Below are 19,514 nucleotides of genomic sequence, written 5' to 3' on the forward strand. Positions count from 1 at the left end.
GCGTCCGGCACTATACCTGCGCGCCGCTAACGCCTATGCTAAAGAGGTAGGGCTTCTCGCCCCAAGGTGCAGTGCAGCGCGCCGGTTATGTATCACATCAGCATTCAGAATTGTCATGGAATATCAAGACACCAACACGTACAGTATCTACCTCGGTTCCTCCCGCGAACAGCACAAATATATCGTGTCGCAATCGCAGGTGGTCCTCAAGCTTGGCAGAATCCTCATGAAATCGGGGGCAAGCGCCTACCGTATCAAGGCATCAATGGCGCGTTTAGCGAAGGCCGTGGGGCTACAGGAACATCATGCGCAAGTGACCTTCACAGAGATCGCCACCTCATCATATACAGACGGTAATTTCCGTACTGAAGTTGCCGAGCAGCGCACGATGGGCATTAACTCCTACAAGATTGACCTGCTGGGTAAGTTCATTTCTGAACTTCCCGATCGCATATCTCCATCTGAGGCTGATGCCGAGATTACCCGCATCGATTCCATGCCGCATCTCTACAAACGCTGGATGCTCTCCCTCGCCTCCGCCATAGCCTGCACCGGGTTCGCCTTCCTGAACAGGGGCGGTCTGGTGGAATGCCTCGTCGTGTTTATTGCCGCTGGCGCCGGGCAATTTTTGCGTTCTACCCTGATGAAGCGCGGCACAAGCCATATGGCGATCTGGATGGCGTGCGGATTTCTTGGGGCAGGAACCTATATTGGAATTATTAGGCTTCTGGTGGCTCTGAACCTCGTGGGAAGCGACCATATGGTGGGGTTCATCTCCTCAATTCTGTTCTTGGTGCCAGGCTTCCCTATGGTGACCGGCATGCTCGATATTTCCCGCATGGATTTCCTGGCCGGTGTTTCACGCCTGACCTATGTGGCGGTGCTTTTGGTGAGCGGGTCTTTCGCGGTGTGGGTTCTTGCCTCGCTCTTCGAGATTCCGCTTCTGCAAAATATTCGCCCGGATATTCCGGTGGGGTTATATATCCTGCTGCAGGTTATCTCATCGGGGGTTGCCGCCGCCGGGTTCGCCATGCTCTTTGCCGCATCTCCTGTGGCGTGTGTATGGGGCGGCGTCATTGCTGCTGTCGCTAACCCGGCGCGTATCTGGCTTGTGGAGGCGGGTTGGGCTCCCCATATGGCGGCGACGGTCGCGGTGTTCGGGGTCGGCATTATGGCGGAGATCGTAGCGCCGCTGCACGGGCGTAAATATTCGCGTATCTCCCTGTCGGTTCCTGCCGTGGTGACAATGGTTCCGGGTGTGCCGTTTTATCTGTCAATGTCGTATTTTTCGGGCGGGAATATGTACGCGGCTACCAACGGTTTCGTGCAGTCGCTCCTCACCTTCTTGGCCCTGGGGCTGGGGCTGGCTTTTGTGCGCCTTCTTTTCGATAAGAATTGGCTCTTTGATCAGGATACTCAGGTGATGAAAAAGCTCGATAGCGCATCACATATGCGGTAGATCTTCTGCAATGAATGCGTGACGGCTCGTCGTTTAGGTGGCGGATTCTGCAAGCTTCCGTGACGAGTCAGCCAACCTGTGCCCTATCTCATGTGCTACGTTTGTATTGTTTCAGGGGTTTTGTGCCGCTCACACTCACCAACCAAGCGACTACTCTTCCGGTGTCGCTCGTTTGCACGGCGTATTTTCCTCTCAACCCATTACCGAACGAGAAAGATCACCGTCATGCTACACCGCATTATCCAGCGCCCTCTGAATACTGCCTTTGATAAACTTTATGCACGCCGTGCCGCCAAGTTCCCTATAAATCCAGATGGTGTTTTGCGCGTCAGACATCCGGCCTTGATCCTTATTTCGGTCTTCATCTCGGCTTTGGTGGGCACTCTGCTCACAGCTCTTATCGTGTATATGGTGCTGCATCCAAACACAACGCAAACGCCCCAACAATCACTCTCAATCCTGGGATCTTTTATCCTGTGTGTTGTTATCTTTTATGGCTTAGCCGTTTGGGCGTACCTCAACTATAGAAATATCTACGTTGAGACAGCGCGTGACTATGTAGAGCAACGAAATGCTTTCGGCCGAATCACCCGCATCTATTACAGCGAGGTAAGCGCTTACAGCTATTGGTATGAGTACAACAACAAAATACTGACACTGTTCTCCTCTGATGGTCGTCAAGTTTCTTTCCGACCCAAAATATACCGTGGGGAGCGTGTGCTCGCGGTTTTGGCGTTTAGGATGTATAACTCCCGCTGGCCTGACCCGCGAAACAGCAGCGATCAGTACATTGTCGAAACTCAGGCAGCAAACGGTATCGCCGAAAAAGCTCTCTGGAATGAGCATCCGGTCGGTAAGAACCTGTTGATGCCGCAGGATGTTCAGTAATTCCACAGTAGACAGTGGGAGCAGAAATCATCTGGGTTGTTTCTGCTCCCACCGTTTATTGTTAGGGGCTATATTTCGGGTGAAATTATCTGAGGTTTGCAGGTTTTAAGATGCGCTCCCCTGCGGTGGGTTTTGATTCTGCTGATAGTTGTGGGGCTGCTGCAGGTATCCATAGGGGCTCATCTGCTGGTTCGAGGGCTGCTGACCTGAATTCAGATAGCCATCTTGAGGGTACGCGTTCTGCGGGTATTGTGGCGGCATTGGTTGTTGTGGGACAGCAGTCTGTTCGGGCGTTATAAATCCATTTACTTGAGGGTATTCCATCAAGAAATCGGTTACTTCATATTTGGAGTCTGCTAGTTTCATGATCACAAGTTCATCTTCAGGGTTCTCAAGGTCAGGCCAACGGCCAGAACGTGCCCGCGCATAGAGCAAGGCGCCAAAGATTCTTTCTTGAGGTTTGGCCGGAATACACGAGAAAACTGTGTTTCCCCAGGGATCTATCAGATAAAGATCATCGCTAAGGTCTTGAGTAATTTTCCAATGCTGTCCATCTAAGGTTTGACGTTTCCTTTTGGGACTGTATATATACCCGTCAATAGCTGCAAAGGGAGTAAATTTTTCTTTCCCGAAGACGGTCTGAGTCAGGAACCCTTCAGAGGTTATATCGATATAACTCATATCATGCTGAGCAACGAGGAAAAATAAACCTAATATCAGGATGGGTCCACCATATGCAAAGATTGTTATCTTAATGGTATGCGACCCATCATATTCTCCTGAAAATATGAGTGGAGCAAAATACAGATATCCAATAACTAAAATATAGAGAATATAGTTAGCTCCATGAAAGCGCCGTACGCGGTACGGATGTTTTTTAGACTCCACCCAAGATTGTACCAGCGAGAAAATAAGGTGAATAGAACATAGCACTGCCACGGCAATCCAGGCAAAAACCATTATAGAAACTCCATATCATCGGTGATATTTCCCTACCAGGATACCCTGAGAGGTACCCAGGTCTCATGCACAGTTCCTCCCTTAAAAATCCTGTCGCCATCGATTAACGGTTAGATACCTGACAACCACATCTTTCGTGTACTCCGCCAGAATTTTTTCATCCTCTGAGTACCCCAGCTGAGGCCATCGTTCCTGCATACCGCGAAACATCAAGCACTGTCCCACATAATCCGGCATGGCCGAATGACGTACCTGTGTCTGAAGAATTTTTTTACCTTCGTGATTGATCACGCGGAGCCTATCGCCGCGGGAAGTATTCACAGCGTGTCGATCTCCCATGGACACGCGAAGGGTTCCTTCGAAATCAAATCGAGCTGGGCGATAATCGTACCCTTTGATATCAGAAAAAGGAATATTATGCACTCGCCCAAAACCACTACGAAAGACAAACCCCGAAGGAACAAGCTCGATATACCGAATCGTGAGACCACGTATAAGGAGAATAATAAAAATAAAGAATGCGAATATTAGGCACATCGGTACAGCAAAAAGTACTATGACTATAGGAGTCCCTGCGCTTGGCGTCAGAATGACAGAAAGAACAAATGCAAAGAAACTGCCAAAGCCCACCAGAAAAATATCAACAATCACTAGAATCCACCACGGGTATCGTGCCCGCCGAAGCATTGCTTCGCTCTCACGTTTAGCTCTCATCCCCAAATAGGTAATATGTAACGCTGCACAGGTAAGCAACACACCACCAGCAATACCTGCACTCACAAAAACTGATGTATTCACAGGTGTACATCCTCCCACGGTCCTTGACGTTCTATAGATTATTTAAATAATTCTTTGGTGAGTGTCTAAATATTCTGATTCTCGCAACTGGTGCCAGAGTCCCCCATTCTGTTCTTTATTGGCATTTCAAGGCTAGCATTACATCTCCTCCAATACGGGATATTTAAGTCTTAGAGGAAAGATTTTGCTCCTCCTTGCATCAGGTCTTTGACCCTCCAGCGTGCAGCCCTTCAATACAGATCGTCAGCAAATCCCATAATTCTTGCCGTTTCGCATCACTGAGTCCACCCACCATGTGCTGCTCAACATCGCAGATGCGCCCGGTCGCCTGATCGAGCACACGCTCCCCTTCCGCTGTGAGTATGGTCGGTAGCACTGTTAGCCCCGGACTCTTGGTACTCTTCACAGTTTTAGGAGGTTCTTATGCGCTACTGGGTTGGAGTAGCCTCACGCGAGCATGTTTTACTCGGCGTTGCGGGCGGATTCTGCCAGGTTTGCCACGGCAAACAGGCACCGCTGGCACGTATGAAACGGGGCGATTGGATTCTGTATTACAGCCCTAAAACCGGCATGAACTCTGGTGAAAAAGTTCAGGCCTTTACCGCCGTGGGGCAGATTGTGGACGGCCGAGTCTACCAGTTCCGCATGGCTGAAAATTTTGAGCCATTCAGGCGTGACGTTGTGTTTCAGGATGCGCCGCATCCGTGCCCGATTGAGGTAGCACGCGAGCACCCCGAATGGCGAAGTTATGCGAAGCAGCTGCGGTACGGACATTTTGAGGTCTCGCACGATTTCTTCGAGCACATTTACCGTTACATGATGGCGAGCAAGCACGAGATAACACCCGATAGGTGTTAGGCAGCCAGCCATATGGCAGCACGCAGAGCTTTACGGTATAGAAGCAAGGTGTGGCGGTCGGTTCATCGAGAACCACGCCACTCAATCCTTTGTAATCGGACGGATGCTCGCCCAAACTCGTAGGTATTGACGCAGCGTCGCTGTCCGACGACCGATAACCGCCTATCATGGGATAAGAGACTTCCAAGCGCCACACACGAAAGGTTACCCATGAGCTTATCAGCCGAACACCACCTCGCACACCAGTACAGCGAAGAGCTTTTTGAACGCTCCCGTTCCGTCATTCCCGGCGGGGTAAACTCCCCCGTGCGTGCTTTCAACTCCGTAGGCGGCACGCCCGCCTTTGTGACCCGTGCATCCGGCCCCTACATCTATGATGCTGACGGCAACGAATACGTGGACCTCGTCTGTTCGTGGGGTCCGGCGATTCTTGGGCACGCGCATCCGCAGGTTGTTGCGGCGGTTCAAGAGGCTGCCTCACGCGGACTGTCGTTCGGCGCTGCATCCGCGCCCGAGGCAGAGCTCGCAGAGCTTGTGGTCGATCGCGTCAACACCGCGATCCCCGGCGCAATCGAGCAGGTACGTATGGTATCTACCGGCACCGAAGCCACCATGACTGCTATTCGCCTTGCACGCGGCATCACCGGGCGCGATAAAATTATCAAATTCTCGGGCTGCTATCACGGGCATGTGGATGCACTGCTCTCTGAAGCAGGCTCCGGCGTGGCGACTCTCGCCCTACCCGGCTCGGCGGGCGTGACCGCGGCGACCGCATCCGAAACTATCGTGCTCCCCTACAACGATCTTGACGCCGTGCGCGAGGCTTTCGCCGCGCATCCGGGAGAAATTGCCGCCGTCATTACCGAAGCTGCCCCCTGCAATATGGGCGTGGTGACTCCCGAACCGGGCTTTAACCGTGGTCTGCGTGAAATTACTCAGAGCAATAATGCCCTGCTGATTTTTGATGAGGTGCTGACCGGTTTCCGTGTCTCATCCGCCGGGTACTGGGGTAAGTTCGCCCCCGAAGATAACGGTTGGGTTCCCGATATTTTCACTTTCGGTAAAGTGATCGGCGGCGGTATGCCGATCGCCGCACTCGCCGGTAAACGTGAGGTGATGGAACATCTGGCACCGACCGGCCCCGTCTACCAGGCAGGCACGCTCTCGGGTAATCCGCTCTCGGTGGCGTCCGGCATTACGACCCTCAAACTCGCCGATGATGCCCTCTACCGCACGCTCGATACACGTTCGGACCAGTTGCAGGCTGCGCTGACGCAGGCGCTTACCGATGCCGGGGTGGATCATTCAATTCAGACGGCGGGCAACCTGTTCTCGGTTGCCTTTGGTACCGGCGAGCACGGCGTGCACAACTACGCCGATATTAAGAGCTCTGCTACCGCCAAATACACGGCTTTTTTCCACGCCATGCTTGATGCCGGCGTATACCTTCCCCCGAGTGCTTTTGAGGCGTGGTTCCTCTCCGGGGCGCACGACGATACCGCGATGGAACGCATCATTGAGGCGCTGCCGGGCGCGGCACGTGCGGCGGCTAAGGCGTAACGCAGACTGCCCCCCATACTCTGACCTCGTGGTTTCCCACGAAATCACGGCATAAATCCCGGACTCTGCCCGCCGCCAGCAGCAGCTTCTCAGCTTTGCTGGCGGCGGGTATTTTCTGAGATGTTCATCCATACTGTGAGCATCGCAAAAGCGAACAACGTAGAATGCTGTTATGGACTTTCGGGATATTTGGCTTATAGCATTCATCGTATATTTGGGGCTATGCCTGCTTATTGAGGCGGTCTATCCGGTGCGGGTACGTAAAAAGTATGCGCTCAAAACCGAGCACGCTAAGTGGTTTTGGTCGTATAAACACTTTTTCCTGTACCTTTGGGCATGGATTGTTAACGCGTCCCTTTTCATGCTGTTCTGGGAGTTTAATGAAATACTCCGCCCCATAGCCCTATCTCTCCCGTTCCTGATGGTATATGCGGCGGCACGTATTGGGCGGCGCAACTACCGCATCTTCCACGGCGCTTCTCCAGACGACCGCGCTGTGGGTATGCCCAAAATCTACAGCGCTACCCTGGGTAAGCTCAGCAAGCCCCTGCGTACGACGGGTCATCAATCTGGACTAACGCTAGATCATGATCTGAGCACTACCGCGCTGATAAGCAGCCTTATCTTTTTCGCGTCCACTGCCCTGTTTTTGCTTCGGCTGACCGATATCGATTTTGAATACGCGCCGCCGGTTCCCTATAACGCTATTATTCTGGGAATCGGATATATTGCCGGTATCGTCGCGCTCGTCTCGTATACGAACTCGTACCTTGTCTCCACCCCCACTCTTCTGCAGGTTGGCCGGGGACCTTTCCGCAACCCGCGCGATATTCCATACCGCCAGCTGAGGAGTTACCGCGTGGTGCCTCAAGACCCAGATGCCACTGACCCTGATACCAAAGATTTATCGCAGTGGAATCTGGAATTTAAGGTACCTCGGGCCAACAAATATACGAAAGAGCTGCGCGACCCCAATCTTGAGTATTTGGTTCGGCAGATTGCCTTCCGCGTGGAGCAAGAACGCTGGGCTGACGATAACTCCCCTGCCGACCGAGAACGGCTCGAAGAATATGGCCGGGATGCGCGCCTCGTGTGCATCACTAAGGGCTATATTCCGGCCGGTAAACACGCGCAGGAGGCGGCAAACCGCGCATCCTTCAAACAGACGCATTAGAGTTTTCCTCGCTCTGCTGCACAGGCACAAAGATGGGTTCTCTATTGTCGTGACGCTATCGCAGAAATGCTGGTTTCACGTTTTATGGAGAGCCTATCTTTGAATATTCTTCGCTTTTTACCGATATCTCCTCAATCCGGCACTAAAAGTTATGACAGTAAAGTAAATCTTCTACATTTCTTCAACGGTTTTCTGAGAATATTCTATTAAATTAAATATTTTTTACGTAAACTTTGTGATTGGTTCGCACAAAACGCTTATTCGTCGTACAGTTGCACTAGAGGTACTCTTTTGAGGATCTTCTGCCCTGTATCGTGCGTACCGTTTTGCGCATCCGCACCATGAAATACGGATATAAGACGCGGCTCTCGCAAGGTACTTGGCGAATCCTCAAAGATTGCCTTGACCTTCCCCAAAGAAGATCACAACGTTCTGCGGCTGGGCGCAAACCTTCCGGATCGGCTAATTCAGGCCGGGAGTATGCGTCACACCATCGTCGGTTAGCTCGCCTGCTGTGCAGCGCTGAGGTTCTTCTGTGGGGGTACATATCACTTCCGACTATTCACCAACCACTACAACTCAGAAAGCCAATTCACCGATGAGCATCAGCAATAACTTCACCACCTGTACACGCCGAGCCGCGTTCGGTTTTCTAGGAGCTTCGTCTCTGGTAGCGCTCTTGACCGCCTGCGACGACGAGGACAAGCCCGGGGCCCGGCCCAGCACGACAACCAGCAGCGCCGCCGCGCCTGATACCGAGCCCCCAGAACCTGCCGATTCACCCAGTGCCGCGCCCAGCTCATCCGGCCCCAAGTATTCCGGCAAGTCTAAAGCTCCTGCGGGAGAGTTCCGGGCGGCCGATATTTACGGTCCGGCACAGAATGTTCCTAAACCCACAAATCCTCCTGGCTACACCGAACCCACTCTTGACGGCATGATGAAAAGCATGAAGGCATGGACGCAATGGCGCAATTACGGCATGCAGACAGGTGATTACACCGAGGCATATAAGTTTGTGTCTAAAAACCTCGTCGAAGAGATTAATGCTTACAACGCAGATGCAAAACTGTACCACGACGGTGGCTGGATTATCGGCGGTGAGCAGCGCTCTTATGATTTCAGAAATGACCCCGTTCACCAGGGTAACGGCGTGTATTCCTGGGATTTCTTCGTGGGATGGTCCTATATCATCACCGTAGGCGCAGATGGGCGGCACAAACGCAGCAGGAATACCAACTATGCCGATAATCTTTACACGCTCACCGTTCATTATGAAGAAACAGGGTGGATTATCGACAGCATTACCCGCAAGCAAGCCCAGAAATAATTCTTAGATTTTGCTTTCCTAGCCGTGTTAATCCCCGCCGGTACATTCATGATGAATGCGCTGGCGGGGATTTACCGAAACTGTAGGCTAATACATATACCTAAAAAAGGAACTCGATGGAAATCTCCAAATTGTTGCGCCAGGGCATTTTAGAAGACGGTATTACCTGGAGTTCCGAGCTACTTATAGAAAGATTCCATAGATACCGCTATAGAATTGACAACACTCACGGAACCGGTGAACCCGCTATTTTCATTGGGTTAAACCCAAGTTTAGCCGGAAGCTTTAGAGCCTCCGATCCTACGGTAAAAGCTCTAACTCAGGCTATGCTGGGAACCTGTCGTTTTCTCGATCCCGCGCATTCTGCACCATTGCTGCACGCCCGTACAGTGCTACTTATTAATCTATTTACCTTCGTAGAACCAAATGCACACAATATAGATTATTCCCTAGACCAGCATGCGGTTGCCGAATTAGAGACAGTACTTACCGAGTTCCCGCACGCGCCAATTGTCTGTGGCTGGGGCAAAGAGAATAATTCACCTGAGAGCCGGGAAGTGTGGCATCAGCAGATAAGCGAGTTTATCCGGCGGCTCGCAGATCGTGCCTGCTACCGTCTGGAGCTACCATATTCCCATGTTCCTGATGGTTCATTGGATGCGCGTTCCTGGTCACCGCGAGGTATCAACAGTGCCCTCAGGAACTTGCCGTCTGGTACCCGCATGGTCCTTGCCCGGTTTACTCCCCAATAAAGTATCCCTAGGGTTAGCCTTCACGCAGCCAGCGGGCGGCTTCGGTTGCATAGTAGGTGAGAATCATGTCTGCGCCCGCGCGGTGAATCGAACGCAGTGCCTCTAACGCCACGGCGCGGCGGTCGATCCAGCCGTTTGCCGCGGCGGCCTCAATCATGGCGTACTCCCCCGACACCTGGTACGCCGCCACCGGAACAGGCGAAAATTCGGCGACCTCACGCACAATATCGAGATAGCTTCCGGCGGGCTTGACCATCACCATATCGGCGCCCTCGTCAATATCGGTCTGCACCTCTAGGAGAGATTCGCGGCGATTCGCCGGATCCTGCTGATACGTTTTGCGGTTCCCGGTAAAGCTAGACTCCACCGCATCGCGGAACGGGCCAAAGAACGCGGAGGCATACTTCGCCGAATACGCCATGATAGAGACGTTCTGGAACCCGGCCTCGTCCAGCGCGGCGCGCATCGCGGCAATCTGCCCGTCCATCATGCCTGAAGGAGAGACCGTGTGCGCCCCGGCGCGTGCCTGGGAAACCGCCATCTTGCAGTACAGTTCCACGGTTGCATCGTTATCGACAATCATGGTGCCGTAACCGTCATCAACAAGCACGCCGCAGTGCCCGTGAGAGGTGAATTCATCCAGGCAGGTATCGGCCATAATAACAATCTCGTCGCCAAACTCGGCACGGCAGGCAGCGATAGCCCGGTTCAAAATGCCGTTGTTATCCCAGGCCGCCGAGCCTACTTCGTCCTTATCATCATCCAGCGGAACCCCGAAGAGGTCGATGCATTTAATGCCCGCCTCCGCGGCCTGACGCACAGCAGGAATTAGGGACTCCAGAGTGTGCTGGTACTGCCCGGGCATGGACGAAATCGGCTGTGGTTCGCTAATGCCGTCGCGCACGAAAAACACCTGAATCAGCTGCTCGGGACGCAGCGCGGTCTCGGCGGTGAGGGCGCGCATCGCGGCGGTGGTGCGCAGTCGGCGGGGTCGTCGGGTAAGATTCATCGACATAACCTTTCACAAAATACTTCTATTATTTAGCGCCTAGGCTGAATGCAGCAGTTCAACGGTTGCTAGAGCCAGGGCCTCCGGGGTGGGAGAATCGGCCATCCTATGGCGCAGCCCCAGTTCCTCGCAGGTGCGGGCTGTTGTGCGGCCGATAGCCGCCACCGGCGGGATTCGTTCGGGGTTTGGGTTCTCCCCCACCAGCTCTTTGAGCCTTGACGGGGCGGTGGCAACAATAACGTCTACCGCGGCGGAATTCGAGCCAATACCGGCAATAAGTTCACGCGCATTCACCCAAGAGAGCTCTCCCGCCTCAAGTGCGGAAGCGGTCGCCGACACCATCTCGTATACCACCACACGCACAGCACGGAAGCCTAACCCCACCAGCCCTTCACGCAGAGTTGGGCGGGCGTTTGCCCCTTCAAAGACGAGTACATTCGCCTGCGCAGAATGCATATCGTCCCAGCCCAATGCAGCAGATTCCGGGGTATTCTGCGGCTTACGCAGGCTCTCAGGGATGCCCAGCTCAGGATTGGCACCCTCGGTAGGAAATTCTGCGAGCATACCCAGAGCATCCTGCTTTTCGGGCATGAAATGGGGTTCCAAACCGATCTCACGTAGCGCCCGTGCCGTTGCGGACCCCACACAAGCGATCCGGGTTCCGCCATCGCGCAGCGCCCACGCAAAGGAGGTGCCAAAGAGCTCGGCGCAGGAACGCACTGCATTCGCGCTCGTGAAAGTAGCCCAAAGAAAGGCTCCCTCCGCCGCTAAGCTCACCAAGGAAAACAGCGAATACTCGGGCGCAACTGTACGAGGCAGCTGCATGGGCGCAAAATCCACCTGAATCTTCGGAATGCCTCGCTCCGCAGCCAGATCGTTCAAAGCACGCTCAAAAGGCGCGCCTTGAGCCGCTGTGCGGGTCAGCAGAACACGAGCCACGCTCTATTTCACCTCAAGACCGGCAAGGGCTGCGGCGCCCATCTGAAGCAGGTCTTCGGCAACACGAATACCCAGTCGTTCAGCGCCGGGAACATCAAGCTCACCGGTGGCGGACGTGTGGCGCAAGCTTTTGGTACCGTCAGGCGATGCGACAACTGCTGTGAGCACAAGATCGCCGTCTTTGACGGTGGCATAGGCGCCAATGGGGGCGGCGCATCCAGCTTCAAGACGGCGCAGAAGACGACGTTCGGCGGTGACCTCAAGGTGGGTTTCAAAGTGGTCGGCAGCAATAAGCGCTTCCCCCAGGGTGCGCACAGGCTGGGAAATTTCAGGGTCGAATAAAGTCGCGGTATCGGGGTTAACAAATTCTGTTTCGCGTACCTCAATAGCGAGCGCGCCCTGCCCGGGGGCCGGGAGCATGCGGGAGGGGTCAAGGTATTCGGTAATAACGGATTCTTTGCCGAGACGTTTGAGTCCCGAAACGGCGAGGATGACGGCATCGCAGTCACCGGTGTTTTCGGTACCGATTCCGCGGTGTGCGGCTTCGTCGGTTTCGGTGTTGTCACGCACGACGACTTGGCGGTTTCCGTGTTCTTCGAGCCCTTTCACGCGGGCTATGCGAGTGCCCACGTTGCCGCGGATATCGACGATTTCAAGGTCGGGGCGCAGAGCACGTACTTGTGCGGCGCGACGCGGTGATCCGGTACCGACGCGAGCGCCCGTAGGCAGGGTATCGAGGGTGAGGTTATCGCGCGCTACCAGGGCATCGCGCGGGTCTTCGCGTTCAAGAATTGCCGCGATGACGAGCCCGGGGCACGGTTCGGCAGGTAAGTCTTTGAGGGAGTGCACCGCAACATCGACTCCGTCGGGGGTATCGCCGTCGAGAAGGCGCTGGCGCAGTGCGGCGGCGAAGACTCCGGTGCCGCCGAGGGTTGCGAGCGGTCCGGTGAGCACATCCCCGTCGGTTTTGACGGTGGTGATGTCAAAGGATAGGGTGCGTTCGGCGCCGTGTTCGCGGGAGTGAGTGTTGAACACCTGAACGATGTGTTCGGCGGCAAGGGTGCTCTGGGTGAGCGCCAAAGCTGAGCCTCGGGTGCCGAGAATATAGGGGTCGCTCATGGTTCTCCTCAGGTTTCATGGGTAACGTATGTGCGGACTCATCAATACGGTTGGGATGAACCCGCACATACGGCAGCGCTTATACGCGCTCATGACAGCAGGCACAGGTTTTCTTAGGGGTATACTCCGCAATTACAGGCTTTTCTTGATCGCGCAGGGGTTTACAGCAGTCAGGGTCGCATTCGTCGAACCAACCGAGTTCGCCGGATATGGACTCGCCGAAAACGCTTTCACGCCTGTCGTGATCGGATTCTGCGGGCTCGGCCATACGCTCGACAATCAGGCGGCGCAGCGATTCCACATAGGCGGGGTGCACGCCGGGAGTGGGGGTGCGCACCGCCACGATACCGTGGTTGCGGCAGGTCTCCATCGCCTCGGTATCGAGGTCCCAGAGGACTTCCATATGGTCAGAGACGAATCCCAGCGGAACCATAACGATGCCGTCTACGTCACCAGCGATTTTATCGATGGCATCGTTAACATCGGGCTCTAGCCAGGGGGTGGAGGGTGAGCCGGAACGCGACTGATAGACGAGCTCCCAGTCGGTACTGTCCAAAAGGCTCTCGTCCTGTTCACGGATCTTTGCAAGAATAGCGCGCGCCACCTGCAGGTGTTTCTCTACGTAGGCAGAACCGCCCTCGTAGTCGATTCCGCGCGGGCCCGCCTCATTAGCAGCAGAGGTCGGCACCGAGTGGGTGCAGAACATAATGCGAATACGCCTATTCCCTGCGGCCGCCGTTCCGTCAGCAATGCGCTCCGCCACGGTATTGCGAACCTGTTTCAGCCCGTTCTCTAAGCCCTCAGTAAAGGCCTCAACGAACCCGGGGGCATCGAAAAATTGGCGAATCTTATCGATGCGCATGCGGTCTTGAAGACCGAGTTTCTCCAACGCCACGCCGTAGTCTTCGCGGTATTGGCGGCAGCTGGAGTACCCGGGGTAGGCGCTGGTGGCGAGCACCAGAATATTGCGGTGCCCTTCCTCATAAGCCTGCTGTACTACGTCGGTCACATAGGGTTTCCAATTGCGGTTTGCCCACACGATCGGAATATGCGGCCCGCGTTCCTGCATGACTTCTCGAAGTGCTACCAAAAGCGCACGATTCTGCTCGTTAATAGGTGAAATACCACCGTTTGCGCGGTAGTGGGTGGCGACTTCTTCCAGACGTTCATCGGGTATGCCGCGCCCCGCCGTAACGTTGCGCAGGAAGGGAATCACGTCTTCCTGTCCTTCGGGCCCGCCGAAGGAGGAAAGAATCACCAGGTCATAGGGGGCAGGCACGGCGGTGCGAGAACGGGTAATACCGCACTCCCCCCGGTACGACTTTAGCGTCTCGGGGGTAAGCACTGCTGGCCCGTTAGAAGCGGTATTCGCGGGGTCTGTAGCGTTCGGGCAAACATCGTCCGGGATGTTCCCGCAGCACCCTGCGCGTACGGTCTCACTCACGCGAGAACCTCGGCGACATCGGCGGCGTTCACACGACGACCGGTGTAGAAGGGAATTTCTTCACGCACATGCAGGCGTGCCTCGGTATTGCGGAAGTGGCGCATCATATCGACCAGATCGACAAGTTCGGGAGCCTCAAGGGCAAGTACCCATTCGTAGTCGTTCAGACCGAAAGTTGCCACGGTATTCGCGAGTACCTGCGGGAAGTCGACAGCCTTCATACCGTGGTTCTTGAGCATTTCGGCGCGGCGTTCGGGATTCATGTAATACCAGTCGTAGGAACGCACGAAGGGGTAAACGCATACCCATGCCTCGGGTGCCTTCTGGCGCGCATAGGCGGGTGCATGGTTGCGGGTGAATTCTGCCTCGCGGTGCACGCCCATAGTCGACCAAACGATGGTGGTCGCGCTGAAGAGCGCGGTACGGCGAATCTTGCGCACGGCTGCCTGCAGCTTTTCGGGAGTCGGCCCGTGGGTCCACACCATAACATCGGCGTTATCGCGCATAGCGGAAACATCATAGAGTCCGCGCAGCGTTACGCCGTCCGCTTTGAGCTCTTCGATGAGCTGCTCGAACTCTGCGATAGCTTCCGCCGAGGATGCGCTTTCGGCACGCTGCCCGGCACGGGCGAAGACGGTGTATAGGGTATAGTGCAGGGTTTCGCCTTCTTCACGGCCGCGTTTATTCTCATCGGCCGGGGAATGCTGCACAGTATATCCTTTAGGCGCGCCCCCGTACCCGCTTCCATGAGAGCCGTGAGCCGCATTCTGATGTTCTTCGTGAGACATTTTCTTCCTTTCGGTGAAAACCGCCCAAGATTCGCTGAATGTTTCCTGTTCACCTGCGAGTCTCAGCCAAACAGATCTTAGTCTGTCTGCGGTTTATGCTCCTCACTCGTGAGGTTTTGTCTTCTGCTTTCTTTGGTTAACACGGTGCCTGCACTGCGCGGGCAGCCGCAAGTATCTTCGTCACTTCGAGACATGCTTTTGCGTTATGTGTGCAATGAATTGATCCAGTTGTTCCTGGGTATCGCGCACCACAGCGGCGAGCCCGGAGCCTGCGGCCCACGAACCAACCGTGCAGACAGTATCGAGTTCAGCCGCGCGTTCGCGGAAAAGCTGCACCCGCTCGCGGTACCCGGGCGTTGAGAGAGGCAGCACGCCGTTCCAGCGAACCACATCTGCATCCACAAGATTTTGGGCGGTAATGGGTACATCGAGCAATTTCGAGGCGTCGCGCAAGGCGAGGGTGATCAGCTGGTCTTCGTCAAGAGAAACGTCGGAGAAGGTACTCTGTTCTCCCCCGCGGCCGTAGGAAAGCCGCACCACGTGGCGGTTCTTACCCGCCTCTTCGGCTACCCACGCCCATTTAGCGGTGGCATGGGTGAGCGCTTTGGCGCGCACGTTTGTCACGGCTTCGGAAACCAGCAGACCCGTACCACGCGGGTTCGAGTTAAGCGCGGGCTGATCGACGACGAGCGTTACGAGAGCAACCTCGGGGCCAGGGTCAATATTAGGCAGAGAACTTCCCTTAATATGCGGTCCGAGCAGACGCGCAGCGGTGGAACCATCGGTAGCAATCACCAAATAATCGGCACCCACCGAGGCAGCTTTCTCACCATCGCTGCGGCGGCGAATTACCACCCATTCATTGGTGATGGGGTCACGATCCACCGCAATCACGCCGCATTCGGGAATGTACCGCACGGGTGCGGGCATCTTCTCGATAAGCTGTTCGATCAGCAGGTGCATGCCCCCAGAAAGTCCAGCGACCTGCGAGCCCGCGGGTGCTTGAGCGCGTATCGCGGCGGAAGCGGCAGCTAGGGACTTATGTTTTTTCAGCCCTTCGCGTAAGCCGGGGATAACGGCATCAATATCGAGCATATCCGGGTGGGTCGAGTACACCCCGGAGACCACGGGCGCAACCAGGTTATCGAGTACTTTTTTACCCATACGGGCACGTACCAGTTCGCCCAGTGTCTTTGCGTTTGCCCCAACCGAAGCAGGCAGCACCTTATCCATACGGGCGCGGCGCAAACCGCTTTTACCGAGCACACCGGCCAAAGATTTATCAGAAAGATCACCGGGAATGCCCATAATTCCAGTGCTCGGGGTCTTTCGGGCACCCTGAGGCAGATACAACCATGAACCGTGGGAGTTAGGATGCACAATCTGGTCGTCTAGACCAAGCTCTTTGACGAGGTTTGTCACGGTTGGGGTTCGGGTCGCATAGGATTCCGCACCGGAATCTAGCACCAAACCGGCGACCTTATGCGCGCCGAGGGCGCCTCCCAGATAATCATTCTGGTCTAGGACGGTCACGTTCACTCCGGCATCGGTAAGACGACGCGCCGCCAACAACCCAGAAATGCCGCCGCCGACTACGATGGCGCTTGGTGCATGATGATTCTTGTGCTGATGTACCATATTCATCCCCGTTAATGTTTCGGTTCTAACTGCCTCTCTTAAGAGTATCCGTTTTATGGGCGTCGAGTGCGTTCGTGAAGATATGTCACTAGATCGGTGAGCACCTGCGGATCCGTTGTAGGCGGTACCCCGTGCCCCAGGTTCACGATATGGGCGGGGGCGCTCGCCCCGGCGGCGAGTACCTCATCCGCGTGAGCATATAGAGTCTCACGCCCTGCAGCTAAAAGCGCGGGGTCAATATTCCCCTGAAGCGGCACCGCACCGTTGAGCCTGCGGTTTGCCTCATCAAGGGGCAGGCGGTAGTCCACCCCGATCACATCGGCACCGGCCTCATGCATGGCGGGCAGCAGGTCGGCGGTCCCGGTACCAAAGTGGATGCGCGGCACCCCAAATTCTTCGACCATGCTCAAGGCGGCGGCGGAGTGTTCCTGCACATACCGGCGGTAGTCAGCTTCACCCAATGAGCCAGCCCATGAGTCGAAGAGCTGTACGGCGGATGCACCCGCCTCAATCTGAGCCCGCAAAAACTGCCCCGAGGTGCGCGCGGCCCACTGCGCCAACTCGCGCCAGGCAACGGGGTCAGCATGCATCATGGTGCGGGGGCGCAGGTGATCGCGGGAGGGACCACCCTCAACCATATAGGCGGCAACGGTGAAAGGTGCACCCGCAAAACCGATAAGAGGGGTGGAACCGAGCATCTCGACGGTTGCCTCAACTGCCTCACGAATGGGGTCAAGTGCCGCATCGGTCAGCTCCGGCAGGGAACGCACTTCATCAAGCGTGCGCACGGGATGTTCGAGTACGGGACCTCGGCCGGGCACAATATCGACGTTCACACCCGCGAGTTTCATGGGGATAACGATATCCGAGAAGAAAATACCGGCATCGACTTTGTGACGGCGCACCGGCTGCACGGTAATCTCGGCGGCAAGTTCGGGTGTCAAACAGGCGTCCAGCATGGGAATTCCCTCGCGCGCCTTGCGATACTCGGGCAGCGAACGCCCCGCTTGGCGCATAAACCAGACCGGACGATGCTCAGATGCGCGCCCGGTGAGCGCCTGCAGCATCGGAGAATCTGCGGTTTGAGCGGCACGCAGCGGGTGAGATGCGCTCAGGCGCGACAGCTGCGCCTCGGTCAGCAAATCGCGCTGACGATCTCTCGGGTGAGCACCCACTATAGAGCGCGACTGCTGAGAATCTGCACCATTGGCGGCTCGCTGGGGCTGCTGGATTTCGGTCATACCCTCTAGTCTGACAGGTTTTCGCGCCTGTTTTTATGACACGGTGTCATAAAGTGCTGCTTCATAACCCATGTAAATTTTGGTGTAGGGTTACCTTATTTTTAAACCTGTTTTAGCTATCTCAAAATTTATTTACCCTAAGTTTTTATACACCGGTCCTTTGCTGGGCCTTGTTGGGCATAGTTTCGGACCTTTTCACACAAACTCACACTATTGGGAGCCAGCTCACGTTAGGTTACACTCACCGACTAAAAATGTGTTTATGATTATTGTCTAGTGGCTACGTACTCATTTGTTGCATCACACAGGATCATCGATCTCACCACCGTCGCTCTACTGAGCAACGGTGCAGCTGGCATACCCGAGCTTTTTCGTACCGAAACCGCGCAAAACTTGGGCGTTACCGGCACTATTGTGCTGGCAACCTGCAACCGCCTCGAAATTTATGTGCAGCTCTCAGTGGCCGAGCATTTAGGTCCCGTTAGCGATATGCTCTACGCCGAGATTGCGCAAAAATCTGAGCTCGATGCAGAGCTTATTGCGGGCAGTTTTGAAATCTACGAAAACCTTGAGGCCGCCAAACATCTCTTTACAGTGGCATCAGGGCTGGAGTCCGCCGTGGTCGGCGAGCGCGAAATCGCCGGGCAGGTGCGCCGTGCACTTGCCTACGCCCAAGAAGAAGGCACGGTTCCTGGGGAGCTTGTACAGCTTTTCGAGCATGCGGCACACACTGCCCGTCAGGTTGGGCAGCACACCACTATCGGATCACAGGGACGCTCAATCGTCTCGGTCGCCCTGGATTTGGCGGATGAGGTCGCTGAGAAAGACTGGAAAACCCGCCGTGCTCTCGTCTTTGGAACGGGTGCCTACGCGGGTGCTACTATTGCAGCCCTGCGTGAACGCGGGTGCGAAGACATTTGGGTTAACTCCCGTTCGGGCCGTGCCCCGGAGTTTGCCGCAAAACGCGATGTTCGCGCGGTTCCCAAAGGTGAAACGTATAAGGCCATGGAACAGGCGGATGTGATTGTTGGCTGCTCGGGCGGGTCTGAACCGCTCTCCCCCGCCGAAATTCCACCGGGGCATCATACGATCCTTGATTTGGCGCTCTCCCGAGATTTTGACCCCGCTATTGCGGATCTGCCGCAGGTGGAGCTTATTACCTTAGAGTCAGTGCGCTTGGCAGCCCCCGAAGAAACTGAGGAGGCGGTCGCTACCGCCGAGCGCATCGTCGAGTCTGAGACTCAGGCCTTTGCTGCACGGCAAAAGACCCGCAATATTGATTCGGCGATCGTGGCGCTTCGTTCTCATACTATGGAGGTGCTGGACGAAGAGCTCGATAAGGTACGCAGCCAATTCGGTTGTACCGCCGCCACCGAGCAGCTCGAACTCGCAATGCGCCGCATGGTGAAGTCCCTTTTGCACACCCCCACGATACGCGCGAAACAGCTCGCAACCCAGGGGCGAACCTCCGACTACATTGCGGCGCTCGAAACGCTCTACGGAATCACCATCGACGACCGCTAATTGCGGGATAATCTTCTGCACGCCGCGCTTTATTCC

General features: G+C 55.4%; 18 protein-coding genes. 8 read left to right on the forward strand and 10 right to left on the reverse strand.

What is annotated here, in order from left to right:
- Nucleotides 1–115 precede the first annotated feature (115 nt).
- Entirely contained in the window at nt 116–1,459 is a 1,344-nt protein-coding gene (locus HMPREF2756_RS10595; RefSeq protein WP_070620954.1) for a threonine/serine exporter family protein, read from the forward strand.
- Nucleotides 1,460–1,684: 225 nt separating this feature from the next.
- Nucleotides 1,685–2,347: a G protein-coupled receptor family protein gene (locus tag HMPREF2756_RS10600; protein ID WP_246825932.1), complete on the forward strand. Its 663-nt coding sequence runs from the start codon at nt 1,685–1,687 to the stop codon at nt 2,345–2,347.
- 105 nt (nt 2,348–2,452) lie between these two features.
- Here HMPREF2756_RS10600 and HMPREF2756_RS10605 read toward each other — a convergent pair whose 3' ends face one another.
- From HMPREF2756_RS10605 to HMPREF2756_RS10615, 3 genes are all read right to left on the reverse strand, one after another.
- Nucleotides 2,453–3,028 carry a hypothetical protein gene (locus tag HMPREF2756_RS10605; protein ID WP_246825933.1) on the reverse strand — a complete coding sequence of 192 codons (576 nt, stop codon included), beginning with the start codon at nt 3,026–3,028 and terminating at the stop codon, nt 2,453–2,455.
- Nucleotides 3,029–3,388: 360 nt separating this feature from the next.
- Nucleotides 3,389–4,105: a hypothetical protein gene (locus HMPREF2756_RS10610; RefSeq protein ID WP_004005085.1), complete on the reverse strand. Its 717-nt coding sequence runs from the start codon at nt 4,103–4,105 to the stop codon at nt 3,389–3,391.
- 199 nt (nt 4,106–4,304) lie between these two features.
- The gene (locus HMPREF2756_RS10615) at nt 4,305–4,511 is read right to left on the reverse strand and encodes a hypothetical protein (protein WP_246825934.1); all 207 of its coding nucleotides are present in this window, start codon (nt 4,509–4,511) and stop codon (nt 4,305–4,307) included.
- Between the two features lie 17 nt (nt 4,512–4,528).
- On the opposite strand from HMPREF2756_RS10615, the gene HMPREF2756_RS10620 reads away from it, so the two are divergent.
- From HMPREF2756_RS10620 to HMPREF2756_RS10640, 5 genes are all read left to right on the forward strand, one after another.
- The gene (locus HMPREF2756_RS10620) at nt 4,529–4,963 is read left to right on the forward strand and encodes an EVE domain-containing protein (RefSeq protein WP_070620960.1); all 435 of its coding nucleotides are present in this window, start codon (nt 4,529–4,531) and stop codon (nt 4,961–4,963) included.
- 210 nt (nt 4,964–5,173) lie between these two features.
- Nucleotides 5,174–6,523 (forward strand): glutamate-1-semialdehyde 2,1-aminomutase, encoded by a 1,350-nt coding sequence (gene hemL / locus HMPREF2756_RS10625; RefSeq protein WP_070620962.1) that lies wholly within the window; start codon nt 5,174–5,176, stop codon nt 6,521–6,523.
- 172 nt (nt 6,524–6,695) lie between these two features.
- On the forward strand, nt 6,696–7,697 hold the full coding sequence (locus HMPREF2756_RS10630) for a hypothetical protein (RefSeq protein ID WP_070620964.1): 1,002 nt from the start codon (nt 6,696–6,698) through the stop codon (nt 7,695–7,697).
- Between the two features lie 598 nt (nt 7,698–8,295).
- Nucleotides 8,296–9,024: a DUF6318 family protein gene (locus HMPREF2756_RS10635; RefSeq protein WP_070450449.1), complete on the forward strand. Its 729-nt coding sequence runs from the start codon at nt 8,296–8,298 to the stop codon at nt 9,022–9,024.
- A gap of 116 nt (nt 9,025–9,140) precedes the next feature.
- Complete coding sequence (locus tag HMPREF2756_RS10640) at nt 9,141–9,776, forward strand: DUF1643 domain-containing protein (RefSeq protein WP_004005092.1); 636 nt, start codon at nt 9,141–9,143, stop codon at nt 9,774–9,776.
- A 13-nt stretch (nt 9,777–9,789) separates the two neighbouring features.
- Here the strand turns inward: HMPREF2756_RS10640 and hemB are convergent, their stop codons facing one another.
- From hemB to hemE, 7 genes are all read right to left on the reverse strand, one after another.
- Nucleotides 9,790–10,785, reverse strand: coding sequence for a porphobilinogen synthase (hemB, locus tag HMPREF2756_RS10645; RefSeq protein ID WP_070620966.1), 996 nt, complete (start codon nt 10,783–10,785; stop codon nt 9,790–9,792).
- 39 nt (nt 10,786–10,824) lie between these two features.
- A complete protein-coding gene (locus tag HMPREF2756_RS10650) occupies nt 10,825–11,724 on the reverse strand; it encodes a uroporphyrinogen-III synthase (protein WP_070620968.1) in 900 nt (299 codons plus the stop codon).
- 3 nt (nt 11,725–11,727) lie between these two features.
- Nucleotides 11,728–12,843 (reverse strand): hydroxymethylbilane synthase, encoded by a 1,116-nt coding sequence (gene hemC, locus HMPREF2756_RS10655; protein ID WP_070620970.1) that lies wholly within the window; start codon nt 12,841–12,843, stop codon nt 11,728–11,730.
- A gap of 79 nt (nt 12,844–12,922) precedes the next feature.
- Complete coding sequence (locus tag HMPREF2756_RS10660; protein ID WP_070620972.1) at nt 12,923–14,287, reverse strand: ferrochelatase; 1,365 nt, start codon at nt 14,285–14,287, stop codon at nt 12,923–12,925.
- Nucleotides 14,284–15,075 carry a hydrogen peroxide-dependent heme synthase gene (gene hemQ / locus HMPREF2756_RS10665; protein WP_083301724.1) on the reverse strand — a complete coding sequence of 264 codons (792 nt, stop codon included), beginning with the start codon at nt 15,073–15,075 and terminating at the stop codon, nt 14,284–14,286. The genes HMPREF2756_RS10660 and hemQ overlap by 4 nt, the downstream gene beginning before the upstream one ends.
- Before the next feature lie 180 nt (nt 15,076–15,255).
- Nucleotides 15,256–16,719 carry a protoporphyrinogen oxidase gene (gene hemG / locus HMPREF2756_RS10670; protein ID WP_070620974.1) on the reverse strand — a complete coding sequence of 488 codons (1,464 nt, stop codon included), beginning with the start codon at nt 16,717–16,719 and terminating at the stop codon, nt 15,256–15,258.
- 47 nt (nt 16,720–16,766) lie between these two features.
- On the reverse strand, nt 16,767–17,954 hold the full coding sequence (gene hemE / locus HMPREF2756_RS10675) for a uroporphyrinogen decarboxylase (RefSeq protein WP_070620976.1): 1,188 nt from the start codon (nt 17,952–17,954) through the stop codon (nt 16,767–16,769).
- Nucleotides 17,955–18,230: 276 nt separating this feature from the next.
- On the opposite strand from hemE, the gene HMPREF2756_RS10680 reads away from it, so the two are divergent.
- Complete coding sequence (locus HMPREF2756_RS10680; RefSeq protein ID WP_070620978.1) at nt 18,231–19,478, forward strand: glutamyl-tRNA reductase; 1,248 nt, start codon at nt 18,231–18,233, stop codon at nt 19,476–19,478.
- The last annotated feature ends 36 nt before the right edge of the window (nt 19,479–19,514 follow it).

Origin of the sequence: Rothia sp. HMSC067H10, from assembly GCF_001810635.1 — a bacterium.
GTDB lineage: Bacteria > Actinomycetota > Actinomycetes > Actinomycetales > Micrococcaceae > Rothia > Rothia dentocariosa.